Genomic DNA, 21,627 nt, shown 5'->3' on the forward strand with positions numbered 1-21,627 from the left:
TCGCGGCGGCTTGTCCGGTGGCAACTTACATTAAAGTTGTTTTCATGCCACATGAAACTGTTGGGAGAATGGATGCGATGGCAGGCGAGCGATTAAGATGACGATCCACAAGATTAGCCGGAGTGCTACACGTCTCGCGCATCGTGTGTCGACCTTTCATGAAGGCACGCGAATGGTGCCGGAAGAAGTACCTGTGGCGGTGAGCTATAACGGTTCAACGCAAGCCGTGATGATGGCTACCCCCGACAGTCTTGAGGATTTTGCGATTGGCTTCACTCTTACTGAGAATATCGTTGACCATATTTCCGAGATAGAAGCGATTGAGGTCGTAGCCTTTGAGAAAGGAATCGACGTGCAGATCAGGCTGTCGGAGCGCCCGGAACAGCGGCTTGCTGCGCGACGCAGATTTATGGCCGGGCCTGTCGGTTGTGGACTTTGTGGGATAGATTCAATCGATCACGCCTTGCGGCCGCTTACGGCACTGGATCGAGATGGTGGAAAATTCACCTCCCATGATATTTCTATGGCTGTTAAATCTCTTGCCGAAGGGCAGGAGCTAAATGCTGAAACCCATGCAGTTCACGCCGCTGGTTTCTATGTGCCAGGCAAGGGGCTCATTGCCGTGCGCGAGGACGTCGGGCGCCACAATGCACTGGATAAACTTGTCGGCGCTGTCTCGCGTATAGGCACTTCACCGAAAAAGGGGATTGTTGCGATCACCAGTCGCGTTTCGGTCGAAATGGTACAGAAAGCTGTCATGTTCGGCACGCCTGTTCTGGCGGCCATTTCTGCGCCTACGGCTCTCGCCATCCGAACTGCTGAAGAAGCTAATCTGACGCTTGTTGCGTTGGTACGGGGAGATGAGTTCGACGTTTATACCCATGGAGAACGTATCGTCGGAGAATGACCGGCCTTTTGCAAGGCCGGTCAGCCCATCATTGTGCAAGTGCCGCAATACGGCTGCGCTCGCCAACGATCTGTAATACCGCGTTTGCCGCTTCCACACCCTTCACTTTGAAGTGCTCGTGAAAGAAGCCGTGGTGTTCTTTGCTTTCGTGGAAATGATGTGGCGTCAGGACAACACTGAGTACTGGAACTTCAATTTCGAGACTAGCCTGCATCATGCCGTTGATAACGGCGGTTGCCACGAAATCATGCCGATAGATGCCGCCATCCACCACGAAGGCTGCGCCGACGATGGCCGCATACTGACCGGTCTTTGCGAGGGTTTTGGCATGAAGGGGGATTTCATAGGCGCCCGGAACGTCGAAGATATCGATTTCCACGTTTGTACCGGTCTTCGCAGACAATTCTGCGATAAAGCTCTTGCGGGCTTCATCGACAATATCGGCGTGCCAACGAGCCTGAATGAATGCAATCTTGAATGAAGTCTTGTTCGGATAGCTCTGGTTCATAGGTTCCTCACGAAACTAGAATCAGGGCGCACAAAAGAACGCAAAGACGGTACCTGAATGGCACAATCCTGACACTCAATCGCTCTCTTCCATCCGGACTTTAACCGTCGGCTCCGGCATCTCACCGGATCTGCTGACCCTGAACTGAAAGCGAATCGGCTTCCATCCAGGCGCTCGCGGGCTCGAAGCTTACACTCCATACCGCCGGTGGGGAGTTTCACCCCGCCCCGAGAACAAACTCGCACACTATTATGCGAGCGGCGTGAAACTATGCGCTTGTCTAAAGTTTGTCCAGTGCGGAGAAGGAAATTTTCTGCTTCCGATATTTCGGTTTGGCTTCAGTATTTTAGGGCAATCGCTTGAGTAGGATACGCAGCAGATCGCGCTTGTTCAGAGAGGTAATGCATTATTTCTATTGGCTTTTCAGGATGTTAACTCTGGCTGCAGTTTTAATCGATTAAATTTCGTTTGTTTTATCCTATGAGAGATATTGACACCGTGGCCGGGTTTGAGACTATCCTATGCTCCACATCTTGTCCTGTGGGTGGTTCGCTGCCATAAAAGACAACGTTGTCAATTGGGCGAAAGCGACGTATGAGTGGAATGGAGGAATTCAGGAAAAACGTCCTAAGGGATGGCCGGGGCGCAGGTGAAAGCGAAAGCTTTCGCATCGTATTGCGGCAGTGAATAGGAGGATCGGGCTGTGTGCAGCGGCCGGTTTCACGTCTGTACCGAGGAGGTGCGGATGAGAGTGACGACACGGATTACTATGCATAAGCAGAAGCTTGGCCGGGTATCCGATAGTTTTAGTTTCGTTTGTTTCTACGGGAGGTAGACATGCATAAACTTTTGAAGCTCGCTGCGATGGGTACGGCCGCCTGTGCTTTGCTCGCCGGAATGGCCCCTGTTGCAAATGCGCAGGACAAGCAGAATGTTGAAGTTCTGCATTGGTGGACGGCAGGTGGTGAAGCCGCTGCGCTCGACGTTCTCAAGAAGGACCTCGAAAAGAAAGGCATCAGCTGGACCGATATGCCGGTAGCCGGTGGCGGCGGTACGGAAGCCATGACGGTGCTGCGCGCGCGCGTCACGGCTGGCAACGCGCCGACGGCGGTGCAAATGCTCGGCTTCGATATTCGCGATTGGGCAGAGCAGGGTGCTCTTGGCAATCTCGATGAGGTAGCAAGCAAGGAAGGGTGGGAAAAAGTTATCCCGGCCCCTCTCCAGGAATTTGCCAAGTATGACGGTCACTGGATCGCAGCGCCTGTTAATGTTCATTCCACCAACTGGATGTGGATCAACAAGGCGGCGCTCGAAAAGGCTGGCGGCAAGGAGCCTGCCAACTGGGATGAACTGATCGCTCTACTCGATAAGTTCAAGGAACAGGGTATCACTCCGGTCGCTCATGGTGGACAGCCGTGGCAAGACGCAACGATTTTCGATGCTGTTGTCCTGTCTTACGGTACGGACTTCTACAAGAAAGCTTTCATCGATCTCGACCCCGAGACCCTCGGCAGCGATACGATGAAGCAGGCTTTCGACCGCATGACGAAGCTGCGGTCTTATGTAGATGACAACTTCTCCGGTCGCGACTGGAACCTTGCTTCCGCTATGGTGATTGAAGGCAAGGCGGGTCTTCAGTTCATGGGCGACTGGGCTAAGGGCGAGTTTATCAAGGCTGGCAAGAAGCCTGGCGAAGACTTCGTCTGCATGCGCTATCCAGGTACGCAGGGCGCTATCACCTTCAATTCGGATATGTTCGCCATGTTCAAGGTTTCGGAAGACAAGATTCCGGCACAGCTTGAAATGGCATCGGCGATTGAAAGCCCGACTTTCCAGTCGGCCTTCAACGTGGTGAAGGGCTCAGCGCCAGCCCGTACCGATGTGCCTGATACCGACTTTGATGCTTGCGGCAAGAAGGCAATCGCCGACGAAAAGGAAGCAAGCCAGAAGGGCACGATGCTGGGCTCCATGGCTCATGGATATGCCAACCCGGCGGCTGTCAAGAACGCCATCTATGACGTCGTAACACGCCAGTTCAACGGTCAGCTCTCTTCGGAAGATGCTGTCAAGGAACTCGTGTCGGCTGTTGAGGCTGCGAAGTAACGTCGAAAATTGCGTCCGGGGTCTTTCCCGGACGCTATTTGCACCTGCGCCCTTGGTGAAAGAGGCGCCTTTGAAAGTGCTGGCAACAACGGCCAGAAATCAAAACAACGATTGCCTGATAAGGGTCTGCATGTTTCCATCGGAAATTGCAGGGAATTAAACGTATTAAGTGCATTCGGTCGCGCATGTTGCGGAGGCGCCGGAATGCCGGTCAAACAGATGTCTGGAACTTTGCCTGATAATTGGCATAAGGCCGGGCGGCGTGAACAAGGTGACGCAAATATGCAGCGTAACAGCCGAATACAGGAACTGGTGCCAAAGCTGGTTCTCGCGCCAAGCTTTCTGATAGTGCTCGTGTTTGTCTACGGTTTCATCATTTACACTGGTGTTCTTTCGCTAACCAACAGTCGAATGCTGCCGTCTTACGGCTTCGTAGGGCTCACGAATTATACCAAACTATGGGCTTTGCCTCACTGGTGGCGTGCAATCACCAACCTGGCAATTTTTGCATCGCTCTACATCATTATCTGTTCGGTTATCGGGCTGTTTCTTGCCATTCTTCTTGATCAGAAGATCCGCGGTGAGGGCGTTCTGCGTCCGATTTATCTCTATCCGATGGCGTTGTCTTTCATCGTGACCGGAACAGCATGGAAGTGGTTTCTCGATCCCGGTATCGGCCTGGAAAACACAATGCATCTATGGGGTTGGGAGAGTTTTTCCTTCAACTGGATCAAGAGCAATACCATGGCGATATACTGTCTTGTGATTGCTGCCGTATGGCAATCATCCGGATTTGTGATGGCGATGTTTCTTGCAGGGCTGCGTGGTGTCGACAACGAGATTATCAAGGCGGCCCAGATTGACGGAGCGTCAACAGGAACGATCTATCGTCGCATCGTCATTCCACTGATGCGCCCGGTATTCCTGTCTGCTTTTGTGGTTCTCGCTCATCTTGCAATCAAAGCATATGATCTCGTCATCGCGCTGACCGGCGGCGGCCCGGGGCAAGCCACCGAACTTCCGGCAACTTTCATGTATTCCTACACGTTCACACGGAACCAGATGGGTATCGGCGCATCGTCAGCGATCGTCATGCTGGCGATGATCTTCTCGATCATCATCCCTTACCTTTACTCTGAAATTCGCGGAGGGTCGCGGTCATGAGCGCCCAGTCGCAAGACAATGCCATTAGCAGCGGAAAGCTGACGCGTGCGCTGATCTACACCGCACTGCTGCTCTTTGCTTTCTATTATTTGTTGCCGCTTTATGTGATGCTGGTAAACTCGTTCAAACCCCTGGATGAAATCCGCCAGGGAGGCATGTTGAACCTGCCACAGCAATGGACGATCGAGCCGTGGCTATCCGCATGGTCGACGGCGCAGATCGGAGTGCAGCCTACCGGGCTGAGGCCGTTCTTCATCAACTCGATCCTGATGGTCGTACCTGCCGTTGCTATCTCAACCATCGTCGGTGCATTGAACGGCTATGTGCTGACCAAGTGGCAATTCCGCGGGTCGAATATCTTTTTCGGCTTGCTGTTGCTGTCCTGCTTTATCCCGTTTCAGATCGTTCTCATTCCGATGGCGCGTGTTCTTGGTTTTCTCGGCATTGCCGGCACAATCTGGGGGCTGATCCTTGTACATGTGGTCTATGGCATCGGTTTCACGACACTTTATTTCCGCAATTATTATGAGGCGTTCCCGACCGAATTGGTTCGGGCGGCCCAGATCGACGGGGCGAGCTTTTTCCAAATATTCTGGCGCATTTTGCTCCCGTCTTCAGGGCCGATTATCGTTGTGTCTGTGATCTGGCAGTTCACCAATATCTGGAACGACTTTTTGTTTGGCGCTTCGTTCTCCGGTGCGCATTCGACACCTATGACGGTGGCGCTCAACAACCTCGTGTCCTCCTCCACCGGCGTCAAGGAATACAATGTGCATTTCGCGGGCGCTATCTTGGCAGCTCTGCCGACGCTGATCGTCTACATCGTTTCTGGTCGCTACTTCGTACGTGGCCTGATGTCCGGTGCCGTTAAGGGATAAGTAGCAAATGTCTTTTCTGAAAATATCCGATCTCTACAAGTCCTACGGCAACGTTCCGGTTTTGAAGGATATCAATATCGAGATCGATGAAGGCGGTTTTCTTGTCCTCGTTGGCCCGTCTGGCTGCGGCAAGTCGACCTTGTTGAACACGATTGCGGGGCTTGAACCAATCACGTCCGGTGACATCGCTATCAACGGAAAGTCTGTTTCCGGTCTGCATCCGTCCCAGCGCGATATTGCAATGGTTTTCCAGTCCTATGCGCTTTATCCGAATATGACGGTGGCCGGAAATATCGCTTTTGGCATGGAAATTCGTAAGGTTCCAAAGGCCCAACGTGACAAAGCTATTCAGGAAGTTGCCGATATCCTGCAGATTGGTCATCTGCTGAATCGTAAACCGAGCCAGCTATCGGGCGGTCAGCGTCAGCGCGTTGCAATGGGCCGTGCGTTAGTGCGCAATCCCCAGGTGTTCTTGTTCGACGAACCCCTCTCCAACCTCGACGCCAAACTGCGCGTTGATATGCGTACCGAAATCAAACGGCTACATAGCCGGATGAAAACCACGATCGTCTATGTGACACACGATCAGATCGAGGCAATGACTCTTGCGACCAAGATCGCCGTTCTGAAAGACGGAGTCTTGCAGCAATTTGGGACGCCGGCCGAGATTTATAACAATCCGTCCAACATGTTCGTTGCCGATTTCATGGGATCGCCAGCAATGAACCTGTTGACAGTGCGGGTAGAAAAGAACGGTTCGGGTTATGCCATCAATCTTGGACGAGGTGAGGGCGATCTGTTGAAGTTGCCGTTGAAGAATGCACCACAGGGCTTGGCTGCCTATGACAACCAGGATGTCGTTTTCGGTATACGCCCCGAGGCGCTTACCGACCCTGATGGAGCTGATCGCAATGCGGATGCGATTGTGGAAGGGGATTGCCTGATCGACGTTGTCGAACCGGCAGGATCAGATACGTTTGCGGTTACGCGTTTGGGCGGTAAGCATGTCGTGGCGCGGTTACGAGCAGATGCCCGCATCGCGGCAGGGCAGCCCGCCCGGCTCGCATTTAACCTGGACAAGTCAGTCTTCTTTGATCCCACCAGCCAAGGTCGGATTCTCTGACTATCAAGTCTGTTGCGCAGTCTCCGTAAGCACGCAGGGAGACTGCATGAAACGAAAAGAGCGCTTCCATTGGTTTGGAAACGCTCTTTTTCGTATATGCCTGGAGGGCAAAAAACTTTGTCTAGGCGCACGCTTTAATGCAGGAAATCCAGCCCAAGAAGACCAACTGCAAGCGCAGTATTGAGTGAAATGATCATCATTCCATAGATGATGGCGGTTCTTGTAATATCGTTCATTTCCTACCTCCTTGAACCGGAGCGGCCCCCCACCCGGTTCGAAGCCTCGTGAAACTGTAACGAAATGTAACAAGCTGTTACGGGAAGCGCAACCCTGTTTTACGCAAATGTGAATGAGTGAAATCTGGCGTGAGAGACTGGGTCCCTTTTGGCTGACGGAGCACCTGTTGCGCCAAAATCGCGATAAATCACTGATTTTATCGCATATTCACTGCAATGTGACGCCGTTATGGCTAGCAAAAATCAGCTCAGCGCTACATAGGATTGTCGGCTCTTTCATATCCGTTCTTTCGGAATATTACCGTGAATCGCATCATTCCTCTCGTACTGGCTATAGCCCTGTTCATGGAGCAGATGGATTCGAACGTCATCTCGACGTCGCTTCCCGCTATCGCCGCTGACATTGGTACAAGCCCCATTGCACTCAAGCTGGCATTGACGGCTTACCTTGTTGCGCTCGCGGTTTTCATTCCTGTCAGTGGTTGGATGGCGGATCGTTTTGGCGCCAAGAATGTCTTCCGGACAGCAATAGCTGTATTTGTGGTCGGTTCAGTTGCTTGTGCCGCTTCGAATTCATTGGCGGCTTTCGTTGTTGCCCGGTTCTTGCAGGGAATGGGCGGTGCGATGATGACGCCGGTCGGCCGTCTTGTTCTTATCCGTTCAACCCCGCGCAGTGAACTTGTGTCGGCCATGGCATGGCTGACGATTCCAGCAATGGTTGGACCGCTTGTCGGCCCTCCGGTGGGCGGCTTCATCACGACTTTCCTGACGTGGCATTGGATTTTCCTGATCAATGTACCAATTGGTCTCGTTGGTATCTGGTTTGCAACCCGTTTCCTGCCGGACACTGATGAGCGCATTGTGAAACGTCTTGATTGGACGGGCTTTTTTCTTTCCGGGATTGCGATGTCGGGTGTTGTCTTCGGACTGTCGGTGGTCAGTCTTCCGGCCTTGCCACCTGCGGTCGGGTTTACGACCCTTGCAATCGGCATCGTCTGTACGGTTCTGTATCTTCAACATGCGAGGAGGGTCGACGATCCTCTGCTGAATCTTAAGCTTTTCGATAACCAGGTATTTCGTTCCGCCGTCATTGGCGGCAGCATCTTTCGGTTCGGGATCGGCGCGATCCCATTTCTGTTGCCGTTGATGTTTCAGTTGGGTTTCGGTCTCACGCCGTTTCAATCCGGGATGATGACTTTTGTTTCGGCGATTGGCGCTATCAGCATGAAATTCGGTGCAAAGCGTATCTTTGTTCGTGTCGGTTTCCGACGCGCTTTGATGGCCGGATCGCTGATCTCGGCCTGCTTCATCGCGGTGAATGGCCTGTTCTCACCGACAACACCTTACTGGATCATCATCGGCTTTCTTCTGGTAGGGGGCTTTGCGCGCTCGTTGTTTTTCACTGGTGTCAATGCGCTGGCTTTTGCCGAGATCCCTGATGAGAAGACCAGTCAGGCGACGCCTATTACCGCCGTTGCCCAGCAGGTTTCCATTGCTATCGGCGTGGCACTAGCAGGCGGTATTCTGGAAATCAGCACGTCGCTTCGCGGGGCCCATCTTGCGCTGGTGGACTTCCACATCGGCTTCTTTGTGGTTGCTGGCGTTTCAGCCTTGGCTTTTCTCTGGTTTGCACGTCTCGCACCGGATGCAGGCAAGGAGCTTGCTGCACCCACCGTCGTGAAACACCATAGCAAGGCGCATGCGTCGGCAGAGGCCACGAACACCTCTGCCGGAAAGTAAGCCTCAGCCTTTGAAATCGCGGGCGAGCAGATAAAGCTCGACGGATTCCGCACGGGATGCCGGTGGCTTCACGTGATGCACGGAGCGGAATTTCTGCTTGAGCAGTGCCAGGAGCTCATTTTCGGTGCCGCCCTGGAACGTCTTGGTGAGAAAATGTCCACCCGGCTTCAGAACCGAGATGGCAAAATCAGCCGCGACTTCGCACAAATGCACTGTACGCAAATGGTCAGTCCTGCGGTGACCTGTGGTAGGGGCAGCCATGTCGGAAATGACGAGATCTGGCTTGTCGCCGAGCGCATCCATTAATTTCTGCGGCGCTTCATCGTCGAGAAAATCCATTTCCAACAAGATGACACCGGGCAGGGGATCAACGTGAAGATAGTCGATACCGACGACGTGCGGGTTCTCGTCAGTTGAACCAACGATCTTGGCCGCGATCTGCGACCATCCACCAGGCGCGGCACCGAGATCAATGATCTTCTGCCCCTTCTTCAGCAAATCATAACGATCATTGATTTCAATAAGCTTGTAAGCCGCGCGCGACCGATATCCGTCCTGCCGCGATTTGTGCACATAGGGATCGTTGAGATGGCGCTGCAGCCAGCGGCGCGACGATTCTTTGATCGTGCCCGCCTTCTTCTTCACGCGCACCTGCAGATTGCTGGAGCCCGCGCCACCGCGACCGCCAGTTTTCACTCCACCTTTGTTTCCGCCTGCCTTGCTCATTATCAGTGCCTGTTTTTAGCGCCTGTCGCGCGATTGTGTCGCCATGCGCCATCGCGCGACATAAGTTCGGTCAAAATGCCCTCGCGAAGACCGCGATCGGCAACGAGTAGTTTCTCGCTGGGCCATACTTTGCGTATCGCATCAAGAATAGCACAGCCTGCCAATACTAGATCGGCGCGATCTGCACCAATACACGGGTTCGCTACGCGGGCCTCAAAATCCCACGATAGAAGGCGATTGGTCATTTGCGTCACGTCGTCGGCGCCCATCCACATACCATCGACCCGCCGCCGATCATAACGATCGAGACCGAGATGAATTCCTGCCAGCGTCGTAACTGTTCCGGAAGTACCTAACAGATGAAAGCGCGGACTGGCAGTCAAATTTCCGAGGCACTGACGTTCGGCAAACTGCGCAAGCAGATCGGTCACATGAGAAACCATGGAATCGAAGTTTTCCTGCGTAACATTGCGTCCGCCGAACCGTTCCGCCAGTGTCACAACGCCGACGGGGAGGGACGTCCATGCCATGATATGCTCAGCCAGACGCGGAGACCGGCGGCGAGAAACATCGATCAGTGCAATTTCGGAAGAGCCGCCACCGATATCGAACAGTACGACGGCGTCCGTCTCGCGGGTAACCAGCGTACCGCAGCCAGAGACGGCCAGTCGGGCTTCGGTTTGTCGGTCCACAATCTCCAGTTCAAGCCCGGTTTCCGCATGAACGCGCGCTAGAAACGCCTCGCCATTCGATGCCGAACGGCAAGCTTCCGTCGCAATTAGCCTCGACCGTCTGATTTTTTTGCCTGCCAGCTTGTCCCTGCAGATCTTCAACGCTTCGACGGCGCGGTCCATCGCATTGTCGCTGAGCTGGCCAGTGGCACTCAAGCCTTCTCCCAGCCGTACGATGCGTGAAAATGCATCCACAACACGGAATTGACCTGGCCTTGTCGGCGACGCAACCAGCAGGCGACAATTGTTCGTGCCAAGGTCGAGCGCTGCATAAAGCGGCGCTTCGGCGTGGTTGTGGCGTGGCGGCTGCACCGCGCCGTTTTGGCGTTTGGCTTGAGACGACGCCTGCGCATGATTGTCACGGCGCGGGGTTTCATGGCCGTTCTTGGCGGCGTGTTCGACTGTTCGCGGTGCGGCGTTAGTCTGCTGCTGCGCCTGCTTCTTCTTGCGGGCACGTCTGCGACGATTCGAAATCTTGCCGGGGGACTTGGCTTCCTGAAGAGCGGTTTCTTCCACAGCTTTCTGCGCGACAGCCGCTTCCGGTCGCCGTGCCGCTTTACCACGGTGACGGCGACGCGCACGCTTGCGCTGGCTGCCGGAACCCTTGTCATCCGCTTCACTTTGCGGCTTTGGGCGTCCTGAATCGGGTGCGCTACGCGCATTACCCGCTTCTGCAACGGCTTCCTTACGCGGTTTCCGCTTGCCGTTGTGGGACGGATTCCGGGCTTGAGCATTTCCCGATTGTCCGCCGGACGCCCCTTGATGCGCCTTTTCTACGGGGCGCTCCTCGGGGTTTTTCAAGGTACTGATCCTTATAAGCGCCGCGCGAACCGTGAGGACGCAAGCAGGACGCTTCAATTACTACGTTGCCCTTAATGTAACAGCGGTTGTCTCTTTTACCAAGGGGCAGGCCTATAAGACTCGGCTGAAAATTTTGAAAAGAACGAATGAATTGCGCAAACGCGAAAAACGAAAGGGTCTTCGCAAACGCGAAAGCCCTTTTTTAAAAGACAAAATGATTGGTCAGATGTCGTAGGTGTGCGCAGCGTTGATGGTTGCCACAAACTGCCTGGTGCGATCCCGCTTCGGGCGCGTGAAAACTTCATGCGCAGAGCCGGTTTCGACGATATTGCCTGACTCGAGAAACACGACGTTCTTCGCAATCTTGGAAGCGAGCCGCAGATCATGCGTTGCAATCACCATGGTGGTGCCTTCCTTGGCGAGTTTGCTCAGAACATCAACGACTTCGGAGGCAAGCTCTGGATCAAGTGCCGAGGTGGGTTCGTCACATAATAGCACACGAGGTGAGGGTGCCAACGCTCGTGCAATGGCGATGCGCTGCTGCTGCCCGCCGGAAAGCGTTGAAGGCCAGGCATCCGCCTTGTGCACCATACCCACCTTCGTGAGCAGTTCCATCGCACGTTCTTTTGCCTTGTCCTTAGGCCATTTGAGGACCGTAACAAGACCTTCCATTACATTCTGGATGGCGGTTTGGTGAGGAAAGAGCTGGAAATTCTGAAACACCATACCTGTTTGGCGGCGGATAGACTGGATCGCCTGCCAGCTTGGCTTGCGATCAGGCTCGAAGCTGAGGCTCTGACCGCCCAGAACGAGAGTGCCTGATGTCGGAATCTCAAGCAGATTTATGCAACGCAGCAAGGTACTCTTGCCACCACCGGACGGGCCGACGAGTGCCGTTACCGTTCCCTCTGCAATCGCAACGTTGATATCGTTGAGAATAACCGCGTCATCGAAACGCTTTACGATGTGCTGCAGCTCGATCATGCGTTTGTCTCCAGCGTGCCGCCATAACGTCCGAAGCGCCTTTCAAGTCGCACTTGTAGCGCCGACAGAACAGAGCTCATCACCAGATAAATCAAGGCTGCTTCTATATAGAGGATAAGAGGCTCATAAGTGGTCGCGACGATACGTTGTGCGGATTGGAAAAGCTCTGGCACAGTGATTGCGGCAGCGAGCGATGTGTCCTTGACCAGAGAAATGAAGGAGTTGGAAAGTGGCGGCACTGCTGTACGGGTCGCTTGTGGCAGAATTGTACGGGCGAGAGCCTGACGCCAGCTCATGCCGATGGAGTATGCTGCTTCCCACTGGCCTTTCGGGACGGCGGATATGACCGCCCGGATAATTTCAGAACTATAAGCGCCGACACTGAGTGAGAAGCCGATTACTGCTGCGGGAAATGCATCAAGATAGATGCCTGCACTTGGCAGGCCGTAAAAAATTACGAACAGCTGCACGAGCAGAGGTGTACCGCGGAATATCCAGACATAGAAACGCGCAATAGATGAAAGCCAAAGCGGGGCGAACAATCGCACGAGCGCTGTCAGGAGCCCCAATGTGAGGCCGAACGCAAAGGACAAAAGGGTGAGTGGAATGGTGAAGATCAATCCCGCCCACAAAAGAGTAGGCAGGGCTTCCACCATCAATTGAAGCCAATCGGGCACTTTTTCGGCTCCTTAACAACGCATAAGGTCAGACTGAAATGAACTTGCGCTGATGAACCTGCGCGATGTTATCTTATACGGTCTGGCACTCATGTCTTGGGAATAGTTTTTTACGATCACAATAAAACGAAGCCGGAATTAGCTTCCGGCTTCGTTACATGAGTCTAGTAAGACGCTTACTTGGAAACATCCTGACCGAAATATTTCTGCGCAATCTTGTCGTAGGTGCCGTCGGCCTTGATGTCGTCCAGCGCCTTGTTGATGGCTGCGACGAGGTCGTCGTCGCCCTTGCGAACGATGATGCCCGAGGCGTCGGCATTTTCCTTCTCGGCCACGATCTTGACCGGAGCCTTAGGCTGGTGCTTCTTGAAGTCGAGGAAGGAAAGGCTGTCATTGAGCGTCGCATCGGCGCGACCCGTCAAAACGAGCTGGATCGACTGGTCGAAACCGTCGGTCGCCACGAGTTCCGCACCCGCTTCCTTGGCAATTTTGCCGTAGTTGCTGGTCAGCGACTGTGCCGACTTCTTACCCTTCAGATCGGCAAAATCCTTGATCGTGTCGTTCTTGTCGTTGACGATCAGAACAACCTTGGAAACGATGTAAGGATTGGAGAAGTTGAACTTTTTCTTGCGCTCTTCGGTGATGCCAACCTGATTGATAACGGCATCGTAACGGTTGACGTCGAGACCGGCGATCAGGCCGTCCCATTTGCCTTCGACGAATTCCGGCTTGACGCCGAGCTTGGCAGCCACGGCTTCACCGATTTCCACATCGAAGCCGACGAGCTTGTTGTCTTTGTCGTGATAGGTGAAAGGCGCGTAGGTGCCTTCCGTGCCGATCTTCAGAACGCCCGCCGATTTGACGGCGTCGAGATTTTCTCCGGCCATTGCGCCGGTGAAGAGAGCTGCCTGAATGATACTTGCCGTAGCGATGATCTGAGCGAATTTCATTTTCGGTATCCGTGAACTGGTTGATGTTCTATTGATCGCAGAAATTTAATTCTAAAGATGCGTCCAAAACGACCATTAAGGCACTATTATTAGGATTAGTTCCTAATTATCTCACGAATTTGAGTGGATAGTTCTAACATTTTCCAGTGTGGATCGGAAGGGCGGAAAAAGCATTCGCTTGCTCGTCGTCATGCGCTGCTTTTATTCGATTTTATCCCGTTTGAATGCACAACGCCGCCAGAGTTTCAGCTGGCGGCGTTTGCTTTGTTATTATTCAGGACGATTATTCGGGTTTACCGTATCCGCCGCCGGTGGGTGTGATGACGGTGAAGGCTTCGCCCGCTTCCAGAACGGTCTGGTCGCAATTGCCAAGCACGTCGATGGAACCGTCCTTGCGGCGCACTTCGTTGCGGCCGGTCTGACCGGCTTCGCCGCCTTCCAGACCGAAAGGCGCCACGCGGCGATGACCGGAGAGAATGGCGAATTCCAGCGTCTTCAGCGCGCGGATCGTGCGCTTGGTGCCGTCGCCCGCATGCCATTTTCCCTTGCCGCCGGAGTCTTTTCTGACGTGGAAATCTTCCAGCAAAACCGGGAAGCGGGTTTCCAGAATTTCCGGGTCGGTCAGGCGCGAATTGGTCATATGGGTGTGTACGGCATCAGTGCCGTTGAAACCGGGACCGGCGGGCGCGCCGGAACAAATGGTTTCGTAATACTGATATTCGTCATTGCCGAACGTCAGATTGTTCATCGTGCCCTGCGCTGCGGCCATGGCCTTGGTCGCGCCGAACAGGCAGTTGGTGACAGCCTGACTGACCTCGACATTGCCTGCCACGACTGCCGCCGGATATTGCGGCGAGAGCATCGAGCCTTCCGGCACAACGATCCTGATCGGTCGCAGGCAGCCTGCATTCATCGGAATATCGCCCTCGACCAGCACGCGGAATACATAAAGCACAGCCGCGCGGGTGACGGGTTCCGGCGCATTGAAATTGTCGGAACGCTGTTCCGACGTGCCGGTGAAATCGACCGTCGCTTCGCGCTTTTCCTTGTCGATGGTGACGCGCACCTCGATCTGGCAACCCTGGTCCATCTCATAGGTGAAATGGCCGTTGGGCAGCTTGTCGAGCACGCGACGCACGCTTTCGGCGGCATTGTCCTGAACATGGCCCATATAGGCTTTCACGACATCTTCGCCGAAAAGACCGATCATCTTTTTCAGCTCGGCCACGCCCTTTTCGTTGGCGGCGATCTGCGCCTTCAGGTCATTGACGTTCTGCGTCAGGTTGCGGACAGGATAGGTGGCGCCAGTCAGCAGAGCGGCGAGCGCCTCCTCGCGGAATGTGCCACGATCGACCAGCTTGAAATTGTCGATATAGACGCCTTCCTGCTCGATATTGACCGCAAGCGGCGACATGGAGCCCGGCGCGATGCCGCCAATATCCGCATGGTGACCACGGCTTGCCACCCAGAAGCGGATTTCACGATTGTCGTCATCGAAAACCGGTGTGCAGACGGTGAGGTCGGGTAGGTGAGTACCGCCATTATAAGGCGCGTTGATGAGGAACACATCGCCCGGCTTGATGGCGCTGTTTTCCCGGATGGCGGTGGCGACCGATGCATCCATGGAGCCCAGATGCACCGGCATATGCGGTGCATTGGCGACAAGATTGCCTGCGGCGTCGAAAACCGCGCAAGAAAAGTCGAGGCGCTCCTTGATATTCACCGAATAGGCGGTGTTCTGAAGCGTCACGCCCATCTGCTCCGCAATGGACATGAAGAGATTGTTGAAAATCTCCAGCATGACCGGATCGGCTTCCGTTCCGATGGCCGTGCGCACAGGCAGCGCCTTGATGCGCGTCAGCACCACATGGTCATGCGTGGTTAAGCGGGCCTGCCAGCCATCTTCGATGACGATGGTCTGGTTTTTCTCAATGATGATCGCTGGGCCGGTGACGGTCTGGCCGCGCTGCATCTGTTCGCGCAAGACAACGCCCGCATCGTGCAACTCGCCCTGCGAGAAGAAGCGGGTTCGTTTGGCGGATTCCGCTTCCAGATCGCTGTCGAGCGATTGGGCGCTTTCGGTTTCGCCCGCGCCACCGCCCACGGCTTCGGCTTCCACAGCATCGATAACGAGAGCCTTGTTTTCCGCAATGAAGCCGAAACGGCGCTTGTGCGCCGCCTCGAACTCGGCGCGAAGACGGTCGGCATTGTCCTCAGCAGGGAAGGTGGCTTCTATGGAGAGCACGGTGTCGGTGCCCGCATAGCGGATGTGGGCGCGCAGATGACGTTGCACGGCTGCGGCCTCAGTGCCTTGAGCCAGAAGTTCGGCCACGCATTCCTGCGCCAATTCTTCGCCCAGCTCCTTCAGTGCTTCCGGCGCTGCCGGATCGAGCGCGACGCCCAGCGCCTTTTGACGCGTGGCGCGAATATCGGCCAGGCCCATGCCATAGGCGGACAGCAGGCCGGACATTGGATGGAGGAGAATATTCTTCATGCCAAGTGCATCGGCTACGAGACAGGCGTGCTGACCACCTGCACCGCCAAAGCAGTTGAGCGCATAGCGTGTCACATCATAGCCGCGCTGAACGGAAATTTTCTTGATGGCCTCGACCATGTTGGCCACCGCGATGCGGATGAAGCCATCGGCAACCGCTTCTGGCGAGCGACCATCGCCAATTTCGGTTGCGAGCGCGGTGAAAAGTTCACGCACCCGCTCCACATCGAGCGTTTGGTTCTGTTCTGGACCGAAGATTGCCGGGAAAAATTCCGGCAGCAGCTTGCCCAACATGACATTGGCATCGGTGACGGCGAGCGGTCCGCCATTGCGATAGCAGGCCGGGCCGGGATTGGCGCCTGCCGAGTCCGGGCCGACGCGGAAGCGCCCGGCGTCGTAATGCAGGATCGAGCCGCCGCCTGCGGCAACGGTGTGGATCAGCATCATCGGCGCGCGAACGCGCACGCCGGCAACTTCTGTTTCAAAAGCGCGTTCATATTCGCCGTCGAAATGCGCGACGTCCGTGGAGGTGCCCCCCATGTCAAAGCCGATGACTTTCGGGAAACCAGCCGTTTCGCCGGTTCGGGCGAGGCCGACGACACCGCCTGCCGGGCCGGACAGGATCGCATCCTTGCCCTGAAACAGATTGGCTGCGGTGAGACCGCCCGACGACATCATGAACATGACGCGCGCGCCGGTGCGCTCGATATCCAGCTCATTGGAGACCTGCGCAACATAGCGGCGGAGAACCGGTGACAGATAGGCATCGACGACGGTGGTATCGCCACGACCGACCAGTTTGATCAGCGGTGAAACCTCGTGGCTGACAGAGACCTGTTCAAAGTCGAGACCGCGCGCAATGCGAGCAATTTCAGCCTCATGCGCGGGAAACTTATAAGCATGCATGAGGGCGATGGCGACGGATTTGTACCCCCGTTCCTTCAGGGCAACCAGCGCGGATTCGGCCTCGGCGGGATCGAGAGCCGTTTCAACCGTGCCATCGGCCTGAACGCGCTCGTTCAGTTCCACGACCATTTCATAAAGCGCTTCCGGCTTGATGATCTCGGTCGCAAAGATGTTCTTGCGTTCCTGATAGCCAATACGCAGCGCGTCGCGAAAACCTTTGGTGGTGACAAGAGCCAGCCGTTCGCCCTTGCGCTCCAGAAGCGCATTGGTGGCGACCGTCGTGCCCATGCGAACTTCCCCGATGGTGCCGGCGGGAATCGGTTCACCGGTGTTCAGGCCCAGATGCAGGCGAATGCCGTGAACGGCGGCATCCTTATAGGCAGACGGGTTTTCGGAGAGAACCTTGCGTGCATGGAGCTGGCCTTGCGGATCGCGCCCGATGACGTCCGTAAACGTACCGCCGCGGTCGATCCAGAAGTCCCATACTCCGCGTCCCGTTCCGCTCATCGCTGGCTCCCTCACACAAATTCCAGATGCATTGAGTTGTGTATTCTGAAAACACTTCTGAAATTGATAGTCACATTTTATTGACAAAATGTCGATAAGATGGTGACATAAAATTCACATAAAAACGGGAGCGTCGAAATGGGTAAAGATAAGGCTTTTGAGGAAGAGCCTAGGACCGGAGACGAAATGCAGGAGGCTGGCTTCGATGAAGTCACGCTGCCCAAGCACTTGCGCCCGGTTGCCTCGATCGGCCCCATTGTCTCGTCCGCACATCTTGCCGAGGGCGGTTCGCCCGGCATGTCCGAGGTCGAATATGGCCTCATTCTCGCATCGCACGCGTTTTCGCGCTGGATGGTTCGCTGTATGGCTGCGGCGGGATTGCCCGGGCTTTCGCCCATCGAAGTGCTGATTCTCCATTCGATCCGCCATCGTGATCGCGAGAAAAAACTTGCCGATATCTGCCTCGTTCTCGATATTGAAGACACGCATATTGCCACCTATGCCATCCGCAAGCTTGAAAATGCCGGTTTGCTGACAACTGGCAAGGCGGCAAAGGAAAAGACGGTGAAGATCACCGCCAAGGGCGCCGATGCCTGCGCGCGCTATGCGCAGATTCGCGAACGCCTTCTGGTCGATTCCACCGCCAATGCGCGCCCTTCGGAAGAAACGCTTTCGGAAGTGGCCGCGCTTTTGCGCTTCATGTCCGGCGCATTCAATCAGGCCACGCGGTCTGCCATCACACTGTAAAAGGGTTGGAAGTTTGAGCGGAACCGAGTTGAGCGCACCAGTTTCAAAACCTCTGCTGACCGTCGATGGCCTCAGTGTCGAATTTGGCGCGAGCCGTGTCGTTGACGATCTGAGTTTCTCGGTCCATCCCGGTCGCACGCTGGCGGTGGTGGGCGAATCCGGTTCGGGCAAGTCCATCACGTCGCTTTCCATCATGCGGCTTGCTGATATGAGCGGCGCAAAATTTCCGTCCGGCCGCATTCTGTTCGGCGAACGCGATCTGCTGAAAGCCGATCAGAGGACGATGCGGAGCATTCGCGGCAAGGAGATCGCCATGATCTTCCAGGAGCCGATGACATCGCTCAATCCGGTTTTCACCATCGGCAATCAGATATCCGAAGTGCTGATGCTACATGAAGGAATGACCCAGCAGGCAGCACTTGCCGAGGGAAAGCGTCTTCTGGAAATGGTGCGGCTTCCGGATGCGGAAGGGCTGTTGAAGCGTTATCCGCATCAGCTTTCCGGAGGTATGCGCCAGCGCGTCATGATCGCCATGGCGCTTGCCTGCCGCCCAAAACTGCTGATCGCCGATGAGCCGACCACTGCGCTCGATGTGACCATTCAGGCCCAGATACTGCACATTATCAGGGATTTGCAGCAAGAGCTTGAAATGGCCGTGATTTTTATCACGCACGATATGGGCGTCGTAGCGGAAATGGCCGACGATGTCGTGGTCATGTGGAAGGGCAAGAAGGTCGAGGAAGGCCCGGTTGGGCAGATTTTCTCGAAGCCCGAACATGCCTATACCAAGACGCTGCTGTCGGCTGTGCCGAAGCTTGGCAGCATGACGGGCGAAGCCTTTCCCAAGCGGATGCCGGTCATGACCATGCGTGACGGTGTGCCGGTACTGACCGGCGAGGAGCGCATTCAGGACACGGCACGTTATGGCGACAAGCCGTTGCTTTCCGTGGACGATCTTTATGTGCGCTTTCCGATCAAGAAGAACCTGTTCGGCAAGGTCACGCATGTCTGCAACGCGGTGTCAAAGGTTGCCTTCGATATTTATCCGGGCGAAACGCTGGCGCTGGTCGGAGAATCCGGTTCGGGAAAATCGACCATAGGGCGCACCATCCAGCAATTGCAGACGCCGCTTTCCGGCGATATTCGCTTCAGGGGCAAGGCCTATTCGGCCATGAGCGCCGCTGAGCGCTATGCCATGCGCCGCGAAGTGCAGTATATTTTCCAGGACCCGTTTGCATCGCTCGATCCACGGAAGACGGTCGGCTTTTCCATTGCAGAACCGATCCGTACGCATGGCCTTCTCGACAATGACAAGGCAATCAATGCGCGTGTGGCGGAATTGCTGGAGCGCGTCGGCCTCGGTCCGGAACACGCCAAGCGCTATCCGCACGAGTTCTCTGGCGGCCAGCGCCAGCGCGTCTGCATTGCGCGTGCACTTGCCTCCAAGCCGAAGCTAATCATCGCCGATGAAGCCCTGTCGGCGCTCGATGTTTCCATTCAGGCGCAGGTCATCAACCTGTTCATGGACCTGCAGAAAGAGCAGGATTTGGCTTATCTCTTCATCAGCCACGACATGGCGGTGGTCGAGAAGATGAGCCACCGCGTTGCAGTTCTTTATCTTGGCCAGATCATGGAACTCGGCTCGCGGCAGCAGGTTTTCGAAACGCCTTCGCATGACTACACGAAGCGGCTTCTCTCGGCGGTGCCAATTGCCGATCCGTCGGCACGCACCAACCGGCCCGCACTGGAAGGTGAAATTCCAAGCACGACGCGACGGATCGACGATAAGCCGCCGATCTATCGTCATCGCGAGGTCGCAGCCGGGCATTTCGTGGCCGAAACCGCCTGACGCATAAAGTTCAACAGAAACCCAAAGGGGAAAAAAATGATAAGGAAAACACTTAAAGCCGTTCTCATGGCTTCCGCTCTTTCGGCGGCGGTGTTTGCATCTGCTCCGGCCTTTGCTGCCGGAAAGCTGACCGTTTCGTCGCCGCAGGACCCGGGCAGCTGGGACCCGATCGACACTTTCCTCGTCAACTGGGCTTCTGTCGCCACCAATATTTTCGACGGTCTCGTCTATCGCGGACCGGATCTCAAGATCGTTCCGGCGCTCGCGACCTCGTGGGAAGAGCTGGACGAAGGCAAGCGCATCCGCTTTCATCTGCGTGAGAATGTGAAGTTCCAGAACGGAGAGCCGTTCAACGCTGAAGCCGTTAAGTTCACCTTTGAGCGTCTGCTCGGTGACGAAGGCGCAAAAGGCCCGCAGCGTTCCAACTATATCGCCATCGAGAAGGTGGAGGTCATCGACGACAAGACCGTCGATTTCCATCTGAAGGCACCGGACCCGGTTCTGATCACCAAGCTTGCCGGTTATGGCGGCATGATCGTTCCGCCGAAATATATTCAGGAAAAGGGCGACGATTATTTCAACACGCATCCGGTTGGCACCGGACCGTTCAAATTCGTGTCCTATGAGCCGAAGGTCAACATCAAGCTTGAGGCCTTTGCAGACCATTGGGGGGGGGCGCCAAAGCTTTCCGAACTCGAATATCGCTTCATTACCGAGCCTTCGACCGCCGTTGCCGAACTTCAGGCCGGGCGCGTCGATCTGGTCATTCCGCCGACCATTCCGATTGGCATGATCCCGACCATTCAGGGCGACCCGAAGCTGGAACTCGTCACGACGGCAGGTCCGACCGTTTATGCCCTGCGCTTCAACACGGCTGATGGCATCACCAAGGATGAGCGCGTTCGCAAGGCGCTGACGATGGCCGTTGACCGCGACGCGATCATCCAGTCCATTCTGGCTGGTCAGGCAGAACCGATTGCAAGCTTCCAGGGTTCGCTGTCCTTCGGCTTCGATCCGAACATGAAGCCGCTGCCTTACGATCCTGAAGGCGCGAAGAAGCTGCTTGAAGAAGCGGGCGTTCAGCCCGGCGCGACGGTGCAGATCGACGTGCGCGGTCAGGATGCAAGCTTCAATGAAGTGGCGCAGGCTATCGCAAGCTTTCTGCAAATGGTCGGTATCAATGCCACCATCAAGCCTTACGACACCAATGTCCTGCTGAACGACATCATCCCGCAGGGCAAGACCGGCGCGATGTTCCAGCAGGCCTGGGGCGGCTGGACCTTCGACTACGATAACACGGCTTATTCCATGTATCACTCCGGTGAAAAGTGGAACCCGTACGACAAGGACGAAAAGCTCGACAAGATGCTGGAAGCACAGCGCTCAGTTCTTGATCGCGGCGAGCGCGAAAAGCTCTTGCAGGAAATCGCGGTTTACGCCGCCGACCGCGCACTCGAAATGCCGCTCTACAATCTCAAGGCAATCTTCGGCGTCAACAAGCGCGTGAAGAACTTCGTGCCGGTTCCAGATAGCCGCCTGCGTCTGACGGACGTCACTGTCGAGTAAGCAAGAATGACAATACGGCAAGCCGTTCAA

At 55.4% G+C, this 21,627-nt stretch carries 16 protein-coding genes and 1 riboswitch; of the genes, 9 read left to right on the top strand and 7 right to left on the bottom strand.

Annotated elements, in window-relative coordinates:
- Positions 1 to 97: 97 nt before the first annotated feature.
- Positions 98 to 907 (top strand): formate dehydrogenase accessory sulfurtransferase FdhD, encoded by an 810-nt coding sequence (fdhD, locus tag CQZ93_RS18930; RefSeq protein ID WP_105544125.1) that lies wholly within the window; start codon positions 98 to 100, stop codon positions 905 to 907.
- 28 nt (positions 908 to 935) lie between these two features.
- Here fdhD and CQZ93_RS18935 read toward each other — a convergent pair whose 3' ends face one another.
- Positions 936 to 1,415 carry a 6,7-dimethyl-8-ribityllumazine synthase gene (locus CQZ93_RS18935; protein WP_105544126.1) on the bottom strand — a complete coding sequence of 160 codons (480 nt, stop codon included), beginning with the start codon at positions 1,413 to 1,415 and terminating at the stop codon, positions 936 to 938.
- A gap of 77 nt (positions 1,416 to 1,492) precedes the next feature.
- A riboswitch (FMN riboswitch) is annotated at positions 1,493 to 1,654 on the bottom strand.
- Positions 1,655 to 2,252: 598 nt separating this feature from the next.
- Between CQZ93_RS18935 and CQZ93_RS18940 the strand changes: the two genes are divergently transcribed.
- From CQZ93_RS18940 to CQZ93_RS18960, 5 genes are all read left to right on the top strand, one after another.
- Positions 2,253 to 3,518, top strand: coding sequence for an ABC transporter substrate-binding protein (locus tag CQZ93_RS18940; RefSeq protein WP_105544127.1), 1,266 nt, complete (start codon positions 2,253 to 2,255; stop codon positions 3,516 to 3,518).
- 282 nt (positions 3,519 to 3,800) lie between these two features.
- A complete protein-coding gene (locus tag CQZ93_RS18945; protein ID WP_105545218.1) occupies positions 3,801 to 4,682 on the top strand; it encodes a carbohydrate ABC transporter permease in 882 nt (293 codons plus the stop codon).
- On the top strand, positions 4,679 to 5,560 hold the full coding sequence (locus CQZ93_RS18950) for a carbohydrate ABC transporter permease (protein ID WP_105544128.1): 882 nt from the start codon (positions 4,679 to 4,681) through the stop codon (positions 5,558 to 5,560). The genes CQZ93_RS18945 and CQZ93_RS18950 overlap by 4 nt, the downstream gene beginning before the upstream one ends.
- Positions 5,561 to 5,567: 7 nt before the next feature.
- Positions 5,568 to 6,683: an ABC transporter ATP-binding protein gene (locus CQZ93_RS18955; protein WP_105544129.1), complete on the top strand. Its 1,116-nt coding sequence runs from the start codon at positions 5,568 to 5,570 to the stop codon at positions 6,681 to 6,683.
- Between the two features lie 539 nt (positions 6,684 to 7,222).
- A complete protein-coding gene (locus CQZ93_RS18960; RefSeq protein ID WP_105544130.1) occupies positions 7,223 to 8,659 on the top strand; it encodes a DHA2 family efflux MFS transporter permease subunit in 1,437 nt (478 codons plus the stop codon).
- A 3-nt stretch (positions 8,660 to 8,662) separates the two neighbouring features.
- Here CQZ93_RS18960 and CQZ93_RS18965 read toward each other — a convergent pair whose 3' ends face one another.
- The 6 genes from CQZ93_RS18965 to CQZ93_RS18990 form a co-directional block, all read right to left on the bottom strand.
- Positions 8,663 to 9,385 (bottom strand): RlmE family RNA methyltransferase, encoded by a 723-nt coding sequence (locus tag CQZ93_RS18965; protein ID WP_105544131.1) that lies wholly within the window; start codon positions 9,383 to 9,385, stop codon positions 8,663 to 8,665.
- A 2-nt stretch (positions 9,386 to 9,387) separates the two neighbouring features.
- Positions 9,388 to 10,917: a Ppx/GppA phosphatase family protein gene (locus tag CQZ93_RS18970; protein WP_105544132.1), complete on the bottom strand. Its 1,530-nt coding sequence runs from the start codon at positions 10,915 to 10,917 to the stop codon at positions 9,388 to 9,390.
- Positions 10,918 to 11,139: 222 nt separating this feature from the next.
- Positions 11,140 to 11,901, bottom strand: coding sequence for an amino acid ABC transporter ATP-binding protein (locus CQZ93_RS18975; protein WP_105544133.1), 762 nt, complete (start codon positions 11,899 to 11,901; stop codon positions 11,140 to 11,142).
- Complete coding sequence (locus CQZ93_RS18980) at positions 11,898 to 12,578, bottom strand: ABC transporter permease subunit (protein WP_105544134.1); 681 nt, start codon at positions 12,576 to 12,578, stop codon at positions 11,898 to 11,900. The genes CQZ93_RS18975 and CQZ93_RS18980 overlap by 4 nt, the downstream gene beginning before the upstream one ends.
- Before the next feature lie 176 nt (positions 12,579 to 12,754).
- Complete coding sequence (locus CQZ93_RS18985; RefSeq protein WP_105544135.1) at positions 12,755 to 13,528, bottom strand: amino acid ABC transporter substrate-binding protein; 774 nt, start codon at positions 13,526 to 13,528, stop codon at positions 12,755 to 12,757.
- A 283-nt stretch (positions 13,529 to 13,811) separates the two neighbouring features.
- Positions 13,812 to 17,435 carry a hydantoinase B/oxoprolinase family protein gene (locus CQZ93_RS18990; RefSeq protein ID WP_105544136.1) on the bottom strand — a complete coding sequence of 1,208 codons (3,624 nt, stop codon included), beginning with the start codon at positions 17,433 to 17,435 and terminating at the stop codon, positions 13,812 to 13,814.
- Positions 17,436 to 17,573: 138 nt separating this feature from the next.
- On the opposite strand from CQZ93_RS18990, the gene CQZ93_RS18995 reads away from it, so the two are divergent.
- Genes CQZ93_RS18995 through CQZ93_RS19005 form a run of 3 tightly spaced genes read left to right on the top strand, consistent with a single transcriptional unit; the run spans position 17,574 to position 21,597 of the window.
- On the top strand, positions 17,574 to 18,182 hold the full coding sequence (locus CQZ93_RS18995; protein WP_181153434.1) for a winged helix DNA-binding protein: 609 nt from the start codon (positions 17,574 to 17,576) through the stop codon (positions 18,180 to 18,182).
- Between the two features lie 13 nt (positions 18,183 to 18,195).
- The gene (locus CQZ93_RS19000; RefSeq protein ID WP_105544138.1) at positions 18,196 to 20,031 is read left to right on the top strand and encodes an ABC transporter ATP-binding protein; all 1,836 of its coding nucleotides are present in this window, start codon (positions 18,196 to 18,198) and stop codon (positions 20,029 to 20,031) included.
- A gap of 36 nt (positions 20,032 to 20,067) precedes the next feature.
- A complete protein-coding gene (locus CQZ93_RS19005; protein WP_105544139.1) occupies positions 20,068 to 21,597 on the top strand; it encodes an ABC transporter substrate-binding protein in 1,530 nt (509 codons plus the stop codon).
- The last annotated feature ends 30 nt before the right edge of the window (positions 21,598 to 21,627 follow it).

Source organism: Ochrobactrum vermis (assembly GCF_002975205.1).
Lineage (GTDB): Bacteria > Pseudomonadota > Alphaproteobacteria > Rhizobiales > Rhizobiaceae > Brucella > Brucella vermis.